The organism is Streptomyces sp. NPDC059398 (genome assembly GCF_042751845.1).
GTDB lineage: Bacteria > Actinomycetota > Actinomycetes > Streptomycetales > Streptomycetaceae > Streptomyces.
Window position 1 is genome coordinate 45,682 of sequence record NZ_JBHYWP010000041.1, and the last position, 17,756, is coordinate 63,437.

15 protein-coding genes are annotated in these 17,756 nt (G+C 71.9%); 8 read left to right on the forward strand and 7 right to left on the reverse strand.

Annotation, left to right across the window (positions count from 1 at the left end; translation table 11 throughout):
- Window positions 1-50: 50 nt before the first annotated feature.
- Complete coding sequence (locus ACFXBC_RS17030) at window positions 51-398, reverse strand: Mpo1-like protein (RefSeq protein ID WP_385024283.1); 348 nt, start codon at window positions 396-398, stop codon at window positions 51-53.
- A gap of 176 nt (window positions 399-574) precedes the next feature.
- On the opposite strand from ACFXBC_RS17030, the gene ACFXBC_RS17035 reads away from it, so the two are divergent.
- Window positions 575-1,219 (forward strand): dihydrofolate reductase family protein, encoded by a 645-nt coding sequence (locus ACFXBC_RS17035; protein ID WP_385024285.1) that lies wholly within the window; start codon window positions 575-577, stop codon window positions 1,217-1,219.
- 77 nt (window positions 1,220-1,296) lie between these two features.
- On the opposite strand, the gene ACFXBC_RS17040 is transcribed toward ACFXBC_RS17035, so the two are convergent.
- Complete coding sequence (locus ACFXBC_RS17040) at window positions 1,297-2,166, reverse strand: LysR family transcriptional regulator (RefSeq protein WP_385024287.1); 870 nt, start codon at window positions 2,164-2,166, stop codon at window positions 1,297-1,299.
- Window positions 2,167-2,225: 59 nt separating this feature from the next.
- Window positions 2,226-3,029, reverse strand: a complete 804-nt coding sequence (locus ACFXBC_RS17045) for a M15 family metallopeptidase (protein WP_385024289.1) — start codon at window positions 3,027-3,029, stop codon at window positions 2,226-2,228.
- Between the two features lie 534 nt (window positions 3,030-3,563).
- Here ACFXBC_RS17045 and ACFXBC_RS17050 point away from each other — a divergent pair.
- From ACFXBC_RS17050 to ACFXBC_RS17065, 4 genes are all read left to right on the forward strand, one after another.
- Window positions 3,564-4,463: an ABC transporter permease gene (locus tag ACFXBC_RS17050; protein ID WP_385024291.1), complete on the forward strand. Its 900-nt coding sequence runs from the start codon at window positions 3,564-3,566 to the stop codon at window positions 4,461-4,463.
- On the forward strand, window positions 4,436-5,179 hold the full coding sequence (locus tag ACFXBC_RS17055; RefSeq protein ID WP_385024293.1) for an ABC transporter ATP-binding protein: 744 nt from the start codon (window positions 4,436-4,438) through the stop codon (window positions 5,177-5,179). Before ACFXBC_RS17050 ends, ACFXBC_RS17055 begins: the two co-directional genes overlap by 28 nt.
- A 53-nt stretch (window positions 5,180-5,232) precedes the next feature.
- Window positions 5,233-6,219 (forward strand): ABC transporter substrate-binding protein, encoded by a 987-nt coding sequence (locus tag ACFXBC_RS17060; RefSeq protein ID WP_385024295.1) that lies wholly within the window; start codon window positions 5,233-5,235, stop codon window positions 6,217-6,219.
- Between the two features lie 102 nt (window positions 6,220-6,321).
- A complete protein-coding gene (locus tag ACFXBC_RS17065) occupies window positions 6,322-6,846 on the forward strand; it encodes an NUDIX domain-containing protein (RefSeq protein ID WP_385024297.1) in 525 nt (174 codons plus the stop codon).
- 67 nt (window positions 6,847-6,913) lie between these two features.
- Here the strand turns inward: ACFXBC_RS17065 and ACFXBC_RS17070 are convergent, their stop codons facing one another.
- Window positions 6,914-9,268: a glycoside hydrolase family 31 protein gene (locus ACFXBC_RS17070; RefSeq protein WP_385024299.1), complete on the reverse strand. Its 2,355-nt coding sequence runs from the start codon at window positions 9,266-9,268 to the stop codon at window positions 6,914-6,916.
- A 215-nt stretch (window positions 9,269-9,483) separates the two neighbouring features.
- Here ACFXBC_RS17070 and ACFXBC_RS17075 point away from each other — a divergent pair, with 215 nt between their 5' ends.
- Window positions 9,484-11,457, forward strand: coding sequence for an acetoacetate--CoA ligase (locus ACFXBC_RS17075; protein WP_385024301.1), 1,974 nt, complete (start codon window positions 9,484-9,486; stop codon window positions 11,455-11,457).
- A gap of 32 nt (window positions 11,458-11,489) precedes the next feature.
- Here the strand turns inward: ACFXBC_RS17075 and ACFXBC_RS17080 are convergent, their stop codons facing one another.
- On the reverse strand, window positions 11,490-12,809 hold the full coding sequence (locus ACFXBC_RS17080; RefSeq protein WP_385024304.1) for a GntR family transcriptional regulator: 1,320 nt from the start codon (window positions 12,807-12,809) through the stop codon (window positions 11,490-11,492).
- 111 nt (window positions 12,810-12,920) lie between these two features.
- Between ACFXBC_RS17080 and ACFXBC_RS17085 the strand changes: the two genes are divergently transcribed.
- Both ACFXBC_RS17085 and ACFXBC_RS17090 read left to right on the forward strand, forming a co-directional pair.
- Window positions 12,921-14,129, forward strand: a complete 1,209-nt coding sequence (locus ACFXBC_RS17085) for an MFS transporter (protein ID WP_385024306.1) — start codon at window positions 12,921-12,923, stop codon at window positions 14,127-14,129.
- Window positions 14,130-14,151: 22 nt separating this feature from the next.
- The gene (locus tag ACFXBC_RS17090; RefSeq protein WP_385024308.1) at window positions 14,152-15,036 is read left to right on the forward strand and encodes a hypothetical protein; all 885 of its coding nucleotides are present in this window, start codon (window positions 14,152-14,154) and stop codon (window positions 15,034-15,036) included.
- A 160-nt stretch (window positions 15,037-15,196) separates the two neighbouring features.
- Here the strand turns inward: ACFXBC_RS17090 and ptsP are convergent, their stop codons facing one another.
- Both ptsP and ACFXBC_RS17100 read right to left on the reverse strand, forming a co-directional pair.
- Window positions 15,197-16,867: a phosphoenolpyruvate--protein phosphotransferase gene (gene ptsP, locus ACFXBC_RS17095; protein WP_385024310.1), complete on the reverse strand. Its 1,671-nt coding sequence runs from the start codon at window positions 16,865-16,867 to the stop codon at window positions 15,197-15,199.
- 77 nt (window positions 16,868-16,944) lie between these two features.
- Window positions 16,945-17,394, reverse strand: a complete 450-nt coding sequence (locus ACFXBC_RS17100; protein ID WP_385024312.1) for a PTS glucose transporter subunit IIA — start codon at window positions 17,392-17,394, stop codon at window positions 16,945-16,947.
- Window positions 17,395-17,756: the final 362 nt, after the last annotated feature.

Consider the following 17,756-nt stretch of genomic DNA (forward strand, 5'->3'; position numbering starts at 1 on the left):
CGGCCGTTCTCCGGTGCCCCCAGGTTCGGCCCGTCTCCGCGCCCCAGGGTTCAGCCGTTCTCCGCCAGCCACTTCGCGGCGGTGGCGGCCAGTTCGTGGTCCCGGCCCGCCAGCATCGTCCGGATCATGCGTACGTCGCCCCGCAGCGACCAGGCCGGGTGGCCGAAGGTCGCGGGATTGTTCCCCTCTATGAGGAAGTGCGCGGGCCACGCGGTCCCGTACCCGATGAGCGGCAGCGCGGCCGCATACCGCTTCCGGCCCCGCGCAAGCCCGTAGGCGGTCACGGCGAGCCCGGTGAGCGTGCCGGCCAGATGCACCCACCGGGTCGCCGCCCGGGAGTGCATCGCGACGTAGTAGGGCCAGAACTCCTCGTACGAATCACATGTCTGCTGCGTCATGGGGAGACGGTAGGCGCCATGGGCGCACCGGGAGAAGGGGCATCCGTCACTCCGCCACCCCGTTACTCCCCGCTCCCTTACTCTGCTGCTACTCCGCCGTCGACGTGGCGATGAGTTTTCCCGCCCGGGTGAGTCTCACTATCGATACCGACAACACACAGCACACCGGAGGAACCGTGCCCCAGCTACTGAGAGTCCAGAACTTCACCGTCTCCAGCGACGGAGTCGCCGCGGGCGAGGACCAGACGCTCGAAAGGCCGTTCGGTCATGTCGATCCCGGGGAGCTGTTCTCCTGGGCCGGTGCCACGGCGAGCTGGCCGAACCGCACCGAGCCGGGCGGGAGCCGGGGCCTGGACGACTATCTGACGCGGGACTTCGCGCACAACATCGGCGCCGAGATCATGGGGCGCAACAAGTTCGGCCCCCAGCGCGGCCCCTGGCAGGACCACGAGTGGCAGGGCTGGTGGGGTGACGAGCCCCCGTTCCACACCCCGGTCTTCGTACTGACCCACCACCACCGCCCTTCGTTCACACTCTCCGACACCACGTTCCACTTCGTCGAAGCGGACCCCGCCACCGTCCTGGAGCAGGCAAAGGAGGCCGCGCAGGGCAAGGACGTCCGGCTCGGCGGCGGGGTCACCACCATCAGGGAGTTCCTCGACGCCGACCTCGTGGACACCCTGCATGTGGCGGTCTCGCCGGTGAAGCTCGGGTCAGGACTGCGGCTCTGGGATTCCCCCGACGAGCTGCGCGACCGGTTCCATCTGGACGTCGTTCCCAGCCCGAGCGGGATGACCCACCATCTGTTCTGGCGGAAGTGACCCCGGTGGCCGGCCGGGAAGGCCCCCGGCCGGCCGGGGAGGTCGGAAAGGGGGTACGGGACCGGCCCGGCGGCAGGTCAGCCGCGCCGGTCTCCGGCCGGCTCCCTTGACGGCGCGGCCCTGAGCGCGGCGGCCACGAAGGACGCGACCAGCGGCCGGCGGTCCCGCTCGTTCCAGGCGAGCACGAGGCGACTGGGCGGGGCGTCGGTCACCGGGACCAGCGTCACGCCGTCCGGGACCGGCTCCACCAGTGAGCGGGGGAGCATCCCGATCATCCGGTTCGCCGTGATCATGTGGAGCATCTGCACCACATCGGCCACCTCGGGCCCCGTGCCGTCGTCCCCGGCCAGCCCTTTCCAGCGCGGCAGCGTCTCATCCGCCAGATCGGACATCCGTACCGAGGCGCGCCCGGCCAGCCGGTGCGCGGACGGAAGGACCGCCACACGGTCCTCGGTGTGCAGCGTCTCGTGGGCCAGGCCGCCGAGTTCGTCGAACGGGGCGTAGAGCAGACCGACGTCGGCCCGCCCGTCACGCAGGAAGCCGGTCCGGTCGGCGGGCCCGCTGAACAGGATGTCCACCCGGCGGGCATCGGGCCGGCGGGCGTACTCGGCCAGGATCCCGGAGAGCAGCCCTGCGTCACCGCCCGGCTTGAGCACCAGCCGCAGCTGGTCCCCGGTGTCGCCGGCGCGCCGGGCGTTCCGGGCGGCGGCGCCGACCGCGTTGAGCGCGTGCCGCCCGTGTTCCTGCAACGCCTCCCCGGCCGGGGTGAGTCCGACATGGCGGCTGGAGCGTACGAACAGCGGGACACCGAGCCGGTTCTCGATCCGCCGGATCGCCTTCGACAGCGCCGGCTGGGCGATCGAGAGCCGCTCGGCGGCCCGGCCGAAGTGCAGCTCCTCGGCCAGGGCGATGAAGTACTCAAGCTCGCGGGTCTCCAGTTCGGCCATGCCTCCAGGTTATTGCCGAATGCCGAACGGGGCATGCGCGACACCGGTTTCGTGCAGCATCAGCGATGCCCGGCCACCGAGCGCCGGCTGACCGGAAAGTCGAAGTAGCGGTCCGGGTACGCCTCCGGCTGGTAGGTGAAGTGCCACCACTCCTCGGGGAGGTTGACGAAGCCCTCGGCGTCGAGTGCGGTCCGCAGCATGTCGCGGTGGGCGCGCTGGACGCCCTTGATCCGAGGGGCGTCCGTGTGTGCGAGGGTGTCGAAACAGTCGAAGCCGGTTCCCATGTCGATCGAGTTGTCCGGGAAGCGCTGCGCCTTCGGGGCGTAGCAGGGGGCGAGCCGCTGGCCGTGGTGGTACGGGCGGGTCGGCAGGGCAGGCAGCTTCACCAGGGTGAGATCCATGGTGCTGCCGCGGCTGTGGCCGGATTTCTCGGCGATGTAACCGTCGGCGAAGAGCCGGGACTTGTCGACCCGGGGATAGAACTCCGCCTTCATCGCCAGGGCGTCCGGGTCCTCGGCCCAGCGCACGAAGCGGTCGACGGCCCGCTGCGGCCGGTAGCAGTCGTAGACCTTCAGCGAATACCCGCGGCGCAGCAGCTTCGTCTGGGCCCGGTGCAGGGCCTGTGCGGCGGGGCGGGTGAGGATGCACAGCGGCTGCTCGTATCCGTCGACCGGGGCACCCGTGAAGTTGTGCTCGTACGGATACCGCATCTCCTGGATGATCGTCGGGTCCACGGCGCTCAGCGCGACGAAGTCCCGCGGCGCCCGCGGCTCCTGCTGCGCCCTGGCGGCGGGCGTTGCCGAGACGACGGCGAGCAGGGCGGCGGCGGCCAGGGACCGTACGGTGCGGGTCAGTCGTGTCATGGGCATTCCATCTATCAGGTGAACGGCCCGGAGGGGAAGGGTGATCGGCTCCGGTCCGCGCGCGACGGATCGCTCGTGGGCCTGCCAGGGATCCCCGCTGTCCGAGCCGCGGCGCCCCACCCGTAACCGCGGGATCCCACCTCGGCCGTGCGTCTCCCGATGCACTCGCAGGCCGTGCCCCCTGGCCCGGGGCCGTCCGGCCTCTTCCTCCGGTATCCGGCACCGGACCATCCCGTCCCATGGACGCCGGGTGTCGTCCGATGGGCGAGACACCGTTGACCGCGTGAGGTTCCCATCTGCTAGCTTCTGCCCCGTGTTCATGTCGCATTTACCAGATGTTTTCCACGGGCGGTCACTTTGACCCGCTGAGCGTGACCTCCCCGTACGCTGCCGCGACTGCCGACGCCTCCAGGCTCCCCACCGCTCCCCGTCCGCGCCCCGGGCCGCGACGGCACTCCGCCGTCAGCACCCCGGCAGCCGCCCGCGCACGCCGCGCCGCGGGTCCGCGCCCTCCTGTACCGACGTGGAGCCCTCATGAGTACCAACGAAAAAATCCCTGGAAAGGGCATACCCATCATTTCGGCCCAGGCTCCTGAAGCCGAGGGGGCAGCCGCACTCGGCGCGGCGGGCGTCGACCTGGAACCCATCGTCTCCGCATCGTCCCGGCGCCGCAGCCTGCCACGCTGGCTCCGACGTGCCACCGGGCCCGCGCTGCTGCTGATCCTGTGGCTGGTGCTCAGCGCCACCGGGGCACTCCCGTCGGACATCCTCGCTTCCCCCGGCACCATCGCCCGTACCGCCGGCGGGCTGATCTCCGACGGCACGCTGCCGTCCGCGATGGCGGTCTCGGTGCAACGCGTCGCCGTCGGACTGGTGCTGGGTGTGACGGCCGGGGGCGGGCTGGGGCTGCTGTCGGGGCTGCTGCGGATCGGCGAGGACCTGATCGACGCGGTGGTGCAGATGCTGCGCGCGGTGCCGTTCGCCGGGCTCATCCCGCTGCTGATCGTCTGGCTGGGTATCGACGAGACGGTCAAGGTGGCGCTGATCGCCCTCGCCACGGCCTTCCCCCTCTACATCAACACCCACGCCGGGATCCGGGGCGTGGACGAGCAACTGATCGAGGCCGGTGCCACGCTGGGCCTGGGCCGCTTCGGCCTGATCCGCCATGTCGTGCTGCCCGGAGCGCTGCCCGGAGCCCTGACCGGGCTGCGCTTCGCGCTGGGCTCGGCGTGGCTGGCCCTGGTCTTCGGCGAGACGGTCAACGCGGGCGACGGCATCGGCTTCCTGATGGACCAGGCCCGCGAGTACTACCGCACCGACGTCATCGTGGTCTGCCTGATCGTCTACGCCTTCCTCGGCCTGGCCGCCGATCTCGTCGTCCGTACGCTGGAAAGGCTGTTGCTGCAATGGCGACCCACGTTCACGGGGAACTGACCGCCGACCGGGCGGTCGTCGACATCACCGGTCTGACCCGGTCCTTCGACGGCCGGCCCGTCCTCGACAAGCTGGAACTCGCGGTACGGCCCGGCGAGTTCGTGGCTCTGCTCGGGCGCAGTGGCTGCGGCAAGAGCACACTGCTGCGGATACTCGCCGGACTCGACCGGGACATCGACGGCACCGTGCTCGTGCCCCGCCGCCGGGCGGTGGCCTTCCAGGCGCCCCGCCTGATGCCGTGGAAACGGGTGTGGCGCAACGTCGTGCTGGGCCTGCCCGGCCGCCCCGCCCGGGAGACCGCGGTACGGGCGCTGGCCGAGGTCGGCCTGGAGCACCGGGCCGATGCCTGGCCCAAGACGCTCTCCGGGGGTGAGGCCCAACGCGCTTCACTGGCACGGGCGCTGGTCCGCGAACCGGACCTCCTGCTGCTCGACGAACCGTTCGGCGCACTCGACGCACTCACCCGGATCAGAGCGCAGCAGCAGGTGGCCGAGGTGTGGCAGCGCAGGGGCTGCGCCGTGCTGCTCGTCACGCATGACGTGGAGGAAGCGCTGCTGCTGGCCGACCGGGTCCTGGTGATGCAGGACGGCGTCATCGCCCATGTGCAACCGGTGGCCCTTCCGCGCCCCCGCGACGTGGGAGCGCCTGAGTTCACCCTGCTGCGTGCCGGGCTGCTGACCGGGCTCGGCGTGGTGGCGACCCCGACCCCCTCCTGATTCCCCCCAACAGCCCCCCGGACACCTCCACTCGACCCGAAGAAGGACTCCCCGTGAAACGACGCTGCCTCGGCGCCCTGCTCATCCCGTTCGCTCTGCTGACCGCGGCGTGCGGAGGGAAGCCGGCACACACCGGGACCACGCTCAACGTCGGCGACCAGACCGGCGGCGACCGGGCCATGCTGGAAGCCTCCGGCGAACTGGACAACCTGCCGTACAAGATCCACTGGTCGAACTTCGCCTCCGGGCCGCTGCTCCTCGAAGCCGTCAACGCCAAGGCGGTCGACCTCGGCTGGACCGGCAACACACCGCCGGTGTTCGCCGCCGCGTCCAAATCGAAGATCACGGTCGTGGGCGCGATGCACAGCTCGGTCGCGGGTACGGCCATCCTGGTGCCGAAGAACTCGCCGCTGAAGAAGGTCCAGGACCTCAAGGGCAAGAAGATCGCGGTGATGCAGGGCACCACCGGGCACGACCTGCTGCTCTCCGTCCTCAAGAAGGCCGGAATGCCGGTCAAGGACGTGAAGGCCGACTACCTCCAGTCCGCAGAGGCGAAGACCGCCTTCAAGCGGGGAGACGTCGATGCCTGGGCGGCGGCCGACCCGACCACCACGCAGGCGCTGGACGGTGGGAACGCCCGGGTCCTGGTGAGCGGACAGGGCCTGGTCAACGGCCTCACCTTCGATGTCGCCGCCCCCTCGGCGCTGGCGGACAAGGGGAAGTCGGCGGCCATGAAGGACTACCTGCAGCGGCTGCAGCGCGCCCGGAAGTGGGTCTACCAGCACCCGCAGCAGTGGGCGAAGGTGTGGTCGAAGGACACGGGAGTGCCGTACAAGGTGGCGCTGGACGCGGTGCGCCGGACGTCGGGCACGACGGTACGGGTCGCCTTGGACCGGGCCGCCATCGCATCGGAGCAGCAGATCGCGGACGAGTTCGCTCGCCTGGAGCTGATACCGAAGCCGTTCAGGTTCTCCCAGTTCGTCGACACCCGGTTCAACGCCGGTGTACCGGCGTCCACCACCCCGCCCCACGTGTTCTGAACGGCGTTTCGACGACCGCCCCATCATGGTCGGTGACCGCGCCGCCCGACCCTTCGTACGACCGCGTGCGCAAAGGGATTCGGTCGGCTACAGTCCGCGCTCATGAACGAGCAGCCTGCCGCCAAGCCCCCCAGGGATTCCCACTGTTCGGCCTGTGGCGCCCCGTTCGCCACCGCCGGATGGCCCCGGACCTGCCCGTCCTGCGGGACCACCGCCTACCGCAACCCGCTGCCCGTCGCCGTGGCACTGCTGCCGGTACGGGACGCGCGGGGCGCCGGGCTCACCGTCATCACCCGGACCAACGAACCGCAGGCCGGCGGCATCGCCCTGCCCGGCGGCTTCGTCGACGGCACCGAGACATGGCAGCACGCCGTCGTACGCGAGCTGCGTGAGGAGACCGGCATCGCCGCCCGGCAGCAGGACGTACGGCTGGCCGACGCACGCAGCTCACCCGACGGGCATCTGCTGCTCTTCGGCCTGCTCCCGGAGTGCGCGGCGGACACACTCCCGCCGTCCGTTCCCACCGACGAGACAGCCGGCCGGCACATCCTGCGGGCCCCCACCGACCTCTGTTTCCCGCTGCACACCGCGGTCGTACGGCGCTGGTTCGCCGGGCAGTACGGCTGAGGCCCGGCCGGCCCCGGATCACCGCTGAACTCCACGGAACGGCCAGAAGCCGCTGCCGCGCCCCGCCCTACGCCCCCAGCCCCCGCACCCGCACCGGGCACCCCGGCTCCACCTCGCCCTCCGCCACCACGCGCCCGACCACGACCCGCCCGTCCTCCAGCGAGGCCGTGTAGCGCTCGACCTCCGGCTCCGCCCACCCGTCGCCGGTGTCCCGCACGACCACCCCGCCCCCGGTACGCCCGGCCGCCGGCGCCCAGACCTCCAGCCCGGTACCGCCGCCATCGACCCGTACCGGAATCACCGCACCGGCCCGCGCCAGCACCGGCACCCGTGACAGCGGCGCCTCCAGCACCACCTGCCCCGGCCCCTCGTACGCCGCACCGGTCGCCGTGTCGTACCAGCGCCCCCGCGGCAGCCGCACCGCCCGCCGGTCGCCGCCCCGGTCGAGCACCGGCGCCACCAGCAGACTGTCACCGAGCAGAAAGGCGTCGTCGCAGTCCCGCAGGGCGCGGTCCTCCGGCGCGCTCCACCAGACCGGCCGCACATACGGGGCGCCGGTCAGCCGGGAGACATGCGCCAGCGTCACGAAGTACGGATGCAGCCGCTCCCGTTCGATGAGCGCCGCCCTCGCGTGCTCCAGTGTCCGCGCGCCGAACTCCCACGGCTCCCTGCGCCCGGCCAGGATCGCCGAGTGCGTGCGCAGCAGCGGCAGGAAGGCGGCCAGCTGGAGCCAGCGCAGATACAGCTCGGGGGAGGGGCTGCCGTCGAAGCCGCCCACGTCGGGGCCCGAGTACGGCACCCCGCACAGACCGAGCCCCAGCACCAGCGAGAGCGAGGCACGCAGCCCCGCCCACCCGGTCGTCACATCGCCCGACCAGGTGCCGCCGTACCGCTGCATCCCCGCCCACCCGGAACGGGAGAAGAGAAAGGGCCGCTCGTCGGGGCGCAGCGCCCGCAGCCCCTCGTAACCGGCCCGCGCCATCGCCAGACCGTAGACGTTGTGGGCCTCCCGGTGGTCGCCGCCACGGCCCTCCAGATCGTGCCGCGACGAAAGCGGCAGCGTCGGATCCCCGAACGGCAGCATGGAGGCGGGCTCGTTCATGTCGTGCCAGAAACCGCTGAACCCCTGCGCGAGCCGCTCCGCGTACAGCCCGCCCCACCAGTCCCGCACCCACGGCGCCGTGAAATCGGGGTAGACGCACTCACCCGGCCACACGACCCCGCGCACCGCGGCGCCCCGGGCATCCCTGACGAAGGCGTCAGCGGCCAGCCCCTCCCCGTACACGCGGTTGCGCCGGTCGGCCTTCACCGCCGGATCGACGATCGAGACCAGCCGTACGCCGTCCCGCCGCAGCTCCTCGGCGAGTCCGGGCAGATCCGGGAACCGCCCGCTGTCGACCGTGAACACCTGGTGCCGGTCGTAGTGGTCGATGTCCAGATGCAGCGCCGTCAGCGGCAGCCCGTGCTCCCGGTATCCGGCGACGACCCTGCGCACCTCCCGGGCGCTGCCGAAACCCCACCGGGCGTGCTGCGGCCCCAGCGCCCAGGACGGCGGCAGCGCGGGCCGGCCGGTCAGCGCCGTCCAGCCCAGCAGGACCCGCGCCGGAGTGCCTGCCACCACCCAGCAGCGCAGCGGGCCGCCGGCCATCCGCACCTCACTGGAGCCCGGCCTGTCATGTCCCGATCCCGCCCCCTCCCGGCCCTCGGCCAGCACCACCAGGCCGTCCCGGGTGTTGTCGTGGAAGACCAGATGGGCCCCGGCGTCGGCCACCACCAGCTGGACCGGCATGGTGATGTACAGCGGATCGTCGCCCGGTCCGAAGCCACCGCGCGGATCGGTGTTCCACAGCCGGTACGTGCCGTCCCGCAGCCGGGGCCCCGACGCCCGCCCGCCGAGACCGAAGAAGCGCGCGTCGGCGGGCACCTCGGCCCGCTGCACCCAGCGGGCCGCGCCACCCGACACCGGCTCCCACCAGCGCGGCGGCAGCTCACGGCGGATCCGCACACCGCCCGGCGTGAGCAGCTCCACCGCGCCCTGCCGGGACACCACGACGGTCAGCCGCTCCGAGACCACCCGCCACCCGCCGGCCGTGTCCGGTTCGAGCACCGCCCGGGGATCCGCATCGGGACACCCGTCGGCCAGCGCGTACGACGGCTCCGGCTCAGCGCCGTCCCACCCCCAGAAGACCGCCCCGCCCACCGCGACCCGTACCAGCAGCTCGGAGCGGGTGAACCGGATGACACCGCCGCCCGGCCGGTGCTCCACACCGGTCACCGCACCGGGCACCCGCGCCCGCTCGCGGCCGCGCGGCGCGAGCTCAGCCGCGTCCGCGCGCCGTCCGCGCAGCGCGGTGCGCAGGGCGAGCCGCCCACGAGCCGAACCGAACGCCTTCACCGAGCGGACCAGGCCGCGACCGTCCATGACGATCACCCTGCCACCCCGGAACCGGCGGGCGAGGCTCGTTCAACCGTCGTTCACCTCGTCCTTGACCAGATGTTCACGATGCCGGCGCCGCAGGCCCGCCCTGGTGCGCGGGACGATCACATGGCATCGTCGCTGCCAGCCGTGTCACGCGCACACCCCTCGCACGTGCGCGCCCACACGCGACACCACGCGTACAGCCCGGGAGCCGCCCCATGAACCCATCGAACGCCGCGCCCCTCTGGCAGCCCAGCCAGGAACGGATCGACGGCGCCAGGATCACCCGCTTCCAGGCGTGGGCCGCCGAGCGGTACGGTGCACCCGCCGACGGTGGATACGAGGCCCTGCACCGCTGGTCGGTCGAGGAGCTCGCCACCTTCTGGCAGGCGGTCGCCGACTGGTTCGGCATCCGGTTCGACACCCCGTACGAGAGCGTGCTCGCCGACCGCTCCATGCCGGGCGCCCAGTGGTTCCCCGGAGCCACCGTCAACTACGCGGAGCACGCCCTGCGAACCGCCGCGGACCCGGCACGCGCACAGGAGCCCGCCCTGCTGTACGTCGACGAGCGCCAGGGTCCACAGCCCGTCAGCTGGTCCGAACTGCGCCGCCAGGTGGGAGCGCTCGCGGCCGAACTGCGAGCCCTGGGCGTACGCCCAGGCGACCGCGTCAGCGGCTATCTGCCCAACATCCCGCAGGCCGTCACCGCGCTGCTCGCCACCGCGGCGGTCGGCGCGGTCTGGACCTCCTGCGCCCCCGACTTCGGCGCCCGTGGTGTGCTGGACCGCTTCCAGCAGGTCGAGCCGGTCGTCCTGTTCGCCGTGGACGGCTACCGGTACGGCGGCAAGACCCATGACCGGCGCGACACCGTCGCCGAGGTCCGGGCCGAACTCCCCACCGTGCGCGCCGTGATCCACATCCCGCTGCTCGGTACCCCGGCCCCGGACGGCGCGCTCGACTGGTCGGCCGTCACATCCGGCGAAGCGGAGCCGGTGTTCGAACAGGTCCCCTTCGACCACCCGCTCTGGGTGCTCTACTCATCGGGCACCACCGGGCTCCCCAAGGCCATCGTGCAGTCCCAGGGCGGCATCCTGATCGAGCACCTCAAACAGCTCGGTCTGCACTGCGACCTCGGCCCGGGCGACCGCTTCTTCTGGTACACGTCGACCGGCTGGATGATGTGGAACTTCCTCGTCTCCGGCCTGCTCACCGGGACCACGATCGTCCTCTACGACGGCAGCCCCGGCTTCCCCGGCACCGACGCGCAGTGGCGCATCGCCGAACGCACCGGCACCACCCTCTTCGGCACCTCCGCCGCCTATGTCATGGCCTGCCGCAAGGCGGGCGTCCACCCCGCCCGCGACCACGACCTCTCCCGCGTCAAGTGCGTCGCCACCACCGGCTCCCCGCTTCCGCCCGACGGCTTCCGCTGGCTCCACGAGGCGGTCGGCGACGACCTCTGGATCGCCTCGGTCAGCGGCGGTACGGACGTCTGCAGCTGCTTCGCGGGGGCGGTCCCCACCCTCCCGGTCCACATCGGCGAACTCCAGGCCGCCTGCCTCGGCACCGACCTCCAGGCCTGGGACCCGCAGGGCAGACCGCTCATCGGCGAGGTCGGCGAGCTCGTCGTCACCAACCCCATGCCGTCCATGCCGATCCGCTTCTGGAACGACCCCGACGGCAGCCGCTACACGGGCAGTTACTTCGAGATGTACCCGGGAGTCTGGCGGCACGGCGACTGGATCACGATCACCGGCCACGGCTCCGTCATCATCCACGGACGCTCGGACTCCACCCTCAACCGGCAGGGCGTCCGGATGGGATCCGCCGACATCTACGAAGCGGTCGAGCGGCTCCCCGAGGTCCGCGAGTCGCTGGTCATCGGGGTCGAGGAGCCCGACGGCGGCTACTGGATGCCGCTCTTCGTCCAGCTCGCCCCCGGCACCCCGCTCGACGACGGGCTGCGCGGGCGCATCAAGCAGACCATCCGCGAGCAGCTCTCCCCGCGCCATGTCCCCGACGACATCATCGAAGTCCCGGGCGTCCCGCACACCCTCACCGGCAAACGCATCGAGGTCCCGGTGAAGCGGCTGCTCCAGGGTGCGGCGCTCGACAAGGCGGTCAACCCCGGCTCGGTCGACAACATCGAACTGCTGCACTTCTACGAGAAGCTGGCCCGCGACCGCGGCTGACCACCCACCCACGCCCGCACCGCCCTGGTGCGCTAACCCCCGTACATGGCCTCGGACTCACCCAGCACAGCCGCGAAGTCCGAGGCCAGCGCCGCCGCGTCCGGTCCGGCCAGGGCGGCCGTCGTGATCCGTACGGCCGGGGGAGAGGCGATACGGAACCGGGCCCCCGCCGCGATCCACCAGCCCCGCGAGCGCATCCCGTTGACCACAGCCGACTCGTCCCGCACCGGCACCCAGACACCGAGCCCGCTCGCCCCGTGCCCCGCGATCCCCAGCTCCCCGAGCCGGGCGAGCAGCGTCCGCCTGCGCTCCGTGTACGTCTCCGCGGCCCGCGCCACCAGTGCGCACACCGACCGGTCGGACATCGCCCGCGCGACCGTCTCCTGGAGGAGATGGCTGACCCAGCCGGAGGTCAGCAGCATCCGGCCGTCGTGACGGGCCAGCGTCGTCGCGTCGCAGGCCACCGCGGCCCAGCGCAGATCGATCCCCAGATGCTTGGAGACGGTCCGCACATGCGCCCACCGCTCCAGACCGCCCGCCGCCAGCGGGAACGCCGCCGCGTCCGCCACATCCGCGTTGTGGTCGTCCTCCACGACCAGCACATCGGGAAACCCCGCCAGCACGCCGAGGAGCGCCGCACGCCGCTCCGCCGAGAAGCAGCCCCCGACCGGACTCTGCCCCCGCGGGCTGCACACCACAGCGCGCGCACCGGCCCGCAGCGCGGCCCGCAGGGCCTCCGGCCGGATCCCCTCGTCGTCCACCGCGACCGGGGCCGTCCGCAGCCCCAACGCCGGTACGAGATCGAGGAGATGATGGAAGCCCGGATCCTCGACGGCGACGGTGTCACCCGGTCTCAGCTCCACCGAGAGCAGCCGGGCCATGCAGTCGAGCGCCCCGTGCGAGAACGTCACCCGCTCGTGCGGTACCCCGTCCCGCGCCAGCCACTCCCGCGCCAGCTCCTCCAGGGCGGGCAGCCGCGGCGACCCCCGGTACGAACCCCGCACGGGATCCACCGGGCCGGGCGGCAGCAGTACGGGGAGCAGCGCCGGGTCCGGATGGCCGCCGGCCAGATCACGCACCCCCGGCGGCACCTTCGGCGGCCGCCGCGAGCCCACCGCGGGCGCCTGCGCCACCACCGTGCCGCCGCGCCCGCGCGTGACCACGATGCCCCGCTGCCGCAGCTCCTTGTACGCCGTCGCCACCGTGCCGGGACTCACGCCGAGTCCCTCGGCCAGCCTGCGCACCGGAGGCAGCGCGGCCCCCGGCCCCAACAGGCCCTCGGCCACACCGTGTTCGACCGAAGCGGAAATCTCCCTGGCCGTCGTTCCACTGATCCCATATTGTGTTGCCACGTAGCAGAGTATGTATCAATACGTAAATTAGGTCAAGGGGGAACAGTGAGTCCGAGCAGGCGCCGAGCGGCACTGTACGCACGCATCCCGGGCGGCGATGACGGCCGCCGCATGCTCTGGATCAGCCTCATCAACAAGGTGGGCACCGGGCTCTGGATGGGCGCCGCCGCCCTCTACTTCACGCTCGTCGCCGGCCTCCCGGTCGCCGAGGTCGGCGTCCTCATGGGCGTCTCCGGAGCCGCCGGCATCGCGGGCGCACCACTCGCCGGCCATCTCGCCGACCGGTACCGCCTCACCCGCGTTCTGGTGGCCGCCCAGCTACTGCAGGCACTGGCCCTGCTCGCCCTGCTCACCACCCACGACTTCACGCTGATGCTCCTCTGCTCCGCGGCAGGCAGTCTCGGCGACCGAGGCTCCAACGTCCTCACCAAGCTCTACTCGGCCCGGGTCGGCGGCGCCGACCGCATCCGCTACCAGGCTGTCCAGCGCACGGTCTCCAACGCGGGCTGGGCCATCGGCGGCCTTGCCGCAGCCGTCACCCTCTCCATCGGGACCACCCACGCCTACGACAGCCTGCTCATCGGCAACGCCGTCTCCTACGCCGTGGTCGCCGCCCTCACCCTCCGCTGCGGTGAACCACCGGCCCCCACCCGGGTCGTCACGGGTTCCGGGGAGCGGGCGCCCCGGGCCCCGCAGCCCAACCCCTGGCGCGACCGCACGTACCTCCTCTTCACCGCGACCGAGACGATGCTCTTCCTCGACGACGCCGTGCTGCAGGTCGGCATGCCGCTGTGGATCGTCCACGCCACCGCCGCCCCGCACGGCCTGGCACCCCTGCTGATGGTCCTCAACTGCGTCATGGTCGTCTGCTGCCAGGTACCGCTCTCCCGCTTCGCCACCTCCCCGAGATCCGCCCGCGCCCTCCTGATGCCGCTGGCCGGCGCGTTCACCGTCGGCTGCCTCGCGATGACGGCGTCGTCGCACGGCGGCACCCGGGCGGCCGTCACCGCACTGCTCATCGCCGCGATCGCGCTGACTGTCGCGGAGATGCTGCACGCCACGGCTTCCTGGGAACTCTCCGTGACCCTCGCTGCCGACGGTGCGCAGGGCGCCTACCTCGGAGTGCACGGCCTCGCCCAGTCCGCCCAGCGCAGCGGCGGCCCGCTGCTCGTCACCGCGGTCATCGCCGCAGGCCCGCCAGGATGGCCCGTGCTCGCCGCAGGCGTTGTCGTGACCTGTGCGGCCCAGAGCCGTCTGGTGCGCTCCCGGCTGTCCGCAACGCCGTTGTCAGTGCCCACGGTTACTGTGAGTGAGCAATGATCGATCGCGCTCAGGGGGAGTCATGGCGCAGACACACCGGACCGGATCCATGCGGCGGGCACTGCGCCGCGAGGCACCCAGCACCGTCGGCCTGCTGGCCGACGAGCAGGACTTCGCGGCCATGCGGCGCTACCGCACCTTCACCTTCGACGACCACGCGGCCTATCTCCAGCAGGTGGAGGGCCTGCTGCGGTCCCTCACCGCCGAGGAGGTGCACACGACGGTCGCCCTCTTCGACCCCGAGGAGTACGAGGAGTTCTGCACGGCGGCCGGCCTCGACCCGGACTCGGCGGAGAGCCGGACACGCTTCACCGCGGGCATCGCGGCGGACGGGGCGACCGTCCCGTACACCGGCCAGCCCATCGACCGGCTGGTCCCGCTCCTGGTCAACGCCGCGGTGTGCCGGGCCACCCTGGAGTACGCGACGCTGGTGCTGGCCGATGCGGGGGAGTGCGCCGACTGCGGCCGGAACGTCGGCACGGCCTCCTTCGACCGGGCATCGCGCGCACTGAAGAGCCTGCTGGACGGCGCGGGGGCCGGAGTCCACCATCTCGTCTGCAGCATCCCCACCGAGGACGAACCGCTCATCGCCGTCCTGCACGCCGAGAGCGGCGAAGACCCCGGCATCCGGCTCGACCGCACCGAGGGCACCGCCTTCGTGACGGTCCTCGCCGCCGGCATGGCCCTGGAGAGCCCCGGCGGCACCGTCGTCCGTACGACGGCCCCCGGCCAGGACGACCGGGTCCGCGGCTGGCGGCTCCAGCGCGGCCGACTGCTGCCGCTCACCGCGGGAGAGGTGTTCAGCGCCTACTGCACGGACGCCGACACCGGCGACCCGGTCCCACCGGAGCCGGGCGTCGACTACTGCGCGGGATATCCGATCCCCGACGACGGCGCCCACCACTGACGGCAGAGCCCCACCGACCACCACCCGACCGACGGCCCACCGCACTGTCCGTCAACCACCGGGCCCATTGTCCCGGCAACAGCCGAGGGGCTCCCCGCCGACCACACGGCAGGAAGCCCCTCGGGCACCCCGGTACGGAATACCGCGGTGCGCAGCCCGGCTACTCGCCGGACAGCACCGCCTGAGCGGCCAGCCGTGCCTCGTCCGCCGAGTCCGCGGCGCGCGCCGCGGACGCCGCACGCTCGCACTGGGCGAGAGTGTGCTGCGCCAGCGTGGTGCGGACATAGGGGATGGCAGCCGCGCCCATGGAAAGGCTGGTCACCCCGAGACCGGCGAGCACACAGGCGAGGGTCGGATCGGACGCGGCCTCACCGCAGACACCACAGCTCTTGGCCTCGGCCTTCGCCGCCTCGGCGGCCATCGACACCAGGTCGAGCAGCGCGGGCTGCCAAGGATCCTGCAGCCGCGACACCGCACCGACCTGGCGGTCCGCCGCGAAGGTGTACTGCGCCAGGTCATTGGTGCCCAGCGACAGGAACTCGACCTCGCGCAGCAGGGAGCGCGCCCGCAGCGCGGCGGACGGAATCTCCACCATCGCACCGAACTTCGCATGCAGCCCCGCTTCCCGGCAGGCGTCGGCGAACGCCTTCGCATCGGCCCGGTCCGCCACCATCGGGGCCATGACCTCCAGATACACCGGAAGCCCCTCAACCGCCCTGGCCAGAGCCGCCAGTTGGGCGCGCAGCACATCCGGATGGTCGAGCAGCGACCGCAAACCCCGCACCCCGAGGGCGGGGTTCGGCTCGTCGGCCGGCGTCAGGAAGTCCAGCGGCTTGTCGGCCCCGGCGTCCAGCACCCGTACGACAACGCGGCTCTCCGGGAACGCTTCGAGCACCGAGCGGTACGCCTCGACCTGCTTCTCCTGCGACGGCGCGTTCGCGGAGTCGTCCAGGAACAGGAACTCGGTCCGGAAGAGCCCGACACCCTCGGCGCCCGCCTCCAGAGCGGCGGCGACATCACCGGGCCCGCCGATGTTCGCCAGCAGCGGCACCTTGTGACCGTCCGACGTGGCGCCAGGACCGGTGGCCGCGGAGAGCGCCGCCTTGCGGGCCGCAGCCGTGTCCACCAGCTCCGCGCGCTTCTCGTCGCTCGGCCGGACGAAGATCTCCCCGGTGCTGCCGTCGACAGCCACCACCGTGCCCTCGGCCAGCTCGCCCGCACCGGGCAGCGCCACGACCGCCGGCACACCGAGCGACCGCGCCAGGATCGCGCTGTGGCTGGTGGGCCCGCCCTCCTCGGTCACGAACCCGAGCACAAGCGTGGGGTCCAGCAGCGCCGTGTCGGCCGGGGCGAGATCCCGGGCGATCAGCACATACGGCTCGTCACTGTCGGGCACACCCGGCATCGGAACACCCAGCAACCGCGCGACGATACGGTTCCGCACATCGTCCAGGTCCGCGACCCGGCCCGCCAGATACTCACCGGCGCCGGCCAGCAGGGCGCGGTACGAGGCGAACGCGTCGTACACCGCGCGCTCGGCCGAACTCCCCACCGCGATACGCCGGTCAACATCAGCACTGAGCTCCGGGTCCTGCGCCATCATGGCCTGGGCCTCCAGCACATGCTGCGCCTCACCCCCGGCCAGGTTGCCGCGCGCGACGAGGTCGGCGGCCACAGCCTCCACGGCCTGCCGTGCGCGGCCCTGCTCGCGCTCCGCGTCCTCCGCCGGGATCTGCTTGGCAGGCGGTTCGAGAACGGCCGTACCCATGTGCCTGACCTCGCCGATGGCCACACCGTGGCTCACCCCGACGCCTCGCAGCGTTGTCTGCATGTCACCCGTCTCCGTCCGTAGCGGCGCACCCCGGCGCCGGGTGGTTGGCCGATGCACCGCTCTTCACGGCGCCGAAGTCACTGCCAGTTGAAGAGAGACCCGCCGACCGCGACATCGCCGCTCTCGGACAGGTCCGAGAGGGAGTCGGCAGTGGCTTCCAGCGCGACGACCGGGCAGATCGGGGACTTGCCTGCGGCCTCGACGCCTGCCGGGTCCCAGTGCACCAGGGCCTGTCCGCGCCGCACGGTGTCCCCCTTGTTGACGAGCAGTTCGAAACCCTCGCCGTTCAGCTGGACGGTGTCGATGCCGAGGTGGGTCAGTACTCCGTGGCCCTCTCCGTCGACGACGACGAAGGCGTGCGGGTGCAGGGAGACGACGATGCCGTCGACCGGCGACACCGCGTCGGCCGGCTCGCGTACGGGGTCGATGGCCGTGCCGGGCCCCACCATCGCGCCGGAGAACACGGGATCCGGCACCGCGGCCAGTCCAATCGCGCGTCCGGCGAGCGGGGATGTCACGCTGGTCATATGGGGCCTCTCAGAGGGCGGCGTACTCTTTCAGAAGGGTAAGTCATAGTAAGTCCCGGTTCCGCACGGGAGCGGCGGGTTGACAGACGCCGGTGGATACCGCAAGCGATTTGCTTCGCCCCTGGGCGAGCTGTACTGTCGAACCCCTGCCTGGCCCCGTCACGACATCAAGTCGGGGGCCGGTAGCCTCTCGAAACAGTCCAGGACTTCAGCTCCAGTCTATTTCTGCATGCCCGTAGGAATAGTGGTCGGAGCGAGGGAAAAGGACTGATAGAGTCGGAATCGCCGGAAAGGGAAACGCGAAAGCGTGGAACTGGAAAGCACCCGGCCGGCCGGGAATCGGACACGAAAGAGTCTGATAG

What these genes read in the sequence shown, in the direction of transcription:
- ACFXBC_RS17030 (WP_385024283.1), bottom strand. Translation starts at nt 398, where the DNA reads ATGACGCAGCAGACATGTGATTCGTACGAGGAGTTCTGGCCCTACTAC.
- ACFXBC_RS17040 (WP_385024287.1), bottom strand. Translation starts at nt 2,166, where the DNA reads ATGGCCGAACTGGAGACCCGCGAGCTTGAGTACTTCATCGCCCTGGCC.
- ACFXBC_RS17045 (WP_385024289.1), bottom strand. Translation starts at nt 3,029, where the DNA reads ATGACACGACTGACCCGCACCGTACGGTCCCTGGCCGCCGCCGCCCTG.
- ACFXBC_RS17050 (WP_385024291.1), top strand. Translation starts at nt 3,564, where the DNA reads ATGAGTACCAACGAAAAAATCCCTGGAAAGGGCATACCCATCATTTCG.
- ACFXBC_RS17055 (WP_385024293.1), top strand. Translation starts at nt 4,436, where the DNA reads ATGGCGACCCACGTTCACGGGGAACTGACCGCCGACCGGGCGGTCGTC.
- ACFXBC_RS17065 (WP_385024297.1), top strand. Translation starts at nt 6,322, where the DNA reads ATGAACGAGCAGCCTGCCGCCAAGCCCCCCAGGGATTCCCACTGTTCG.
- ACFXBC_RS17070 (WP_385024299.1), bottom strand. Translation starts at nt 9,268, where the DNA reads ATGGACGGTCGCGGCCTGGTCCGCTCGGTGAAGGCGTTCGGTTCGGCT.
- ACFXBC_RS17075 (WP_385024301.1), top strand. Translation starts at nt 9,484, where the DNA reads ATGAACCCATCGAACGCCGCGCCCCTCTGGCAGCCCAGCCAGGAACGG.
- ACFXBC_RS17085 (WP_385024306.1), top strand. Translation starts at nt 12,921, where the DNA reads ATGCTCTGGATCAGCCTCATCAACAAGGTGGGCACCGGGCTCTGGATG.
- ACFXBC_RS17090 (WP_385024308.1), top strand. Translation starts at nt 14,152, where the DNA reads ATGGCGCAGACACACCGGACCGGATCCATGCGGCGGGCACTGCGCCGC.
- ptsP (WP_385024310.1), bottom strand. Translation starts at nt 16,867, where the DNA reads ATGCAGACAACGCTGCGAGGCGTCGGGGTGAGCCACGGTGTGGCCATC.
- ACFXBC_RS17100 (WP_385024312.1), bottom strand. Translation starts at nt 17,394, where the DNA reads ATGACCAGCGTGACATCCCCGCTCGCCGGACGCGCGATTGGACTGGCC.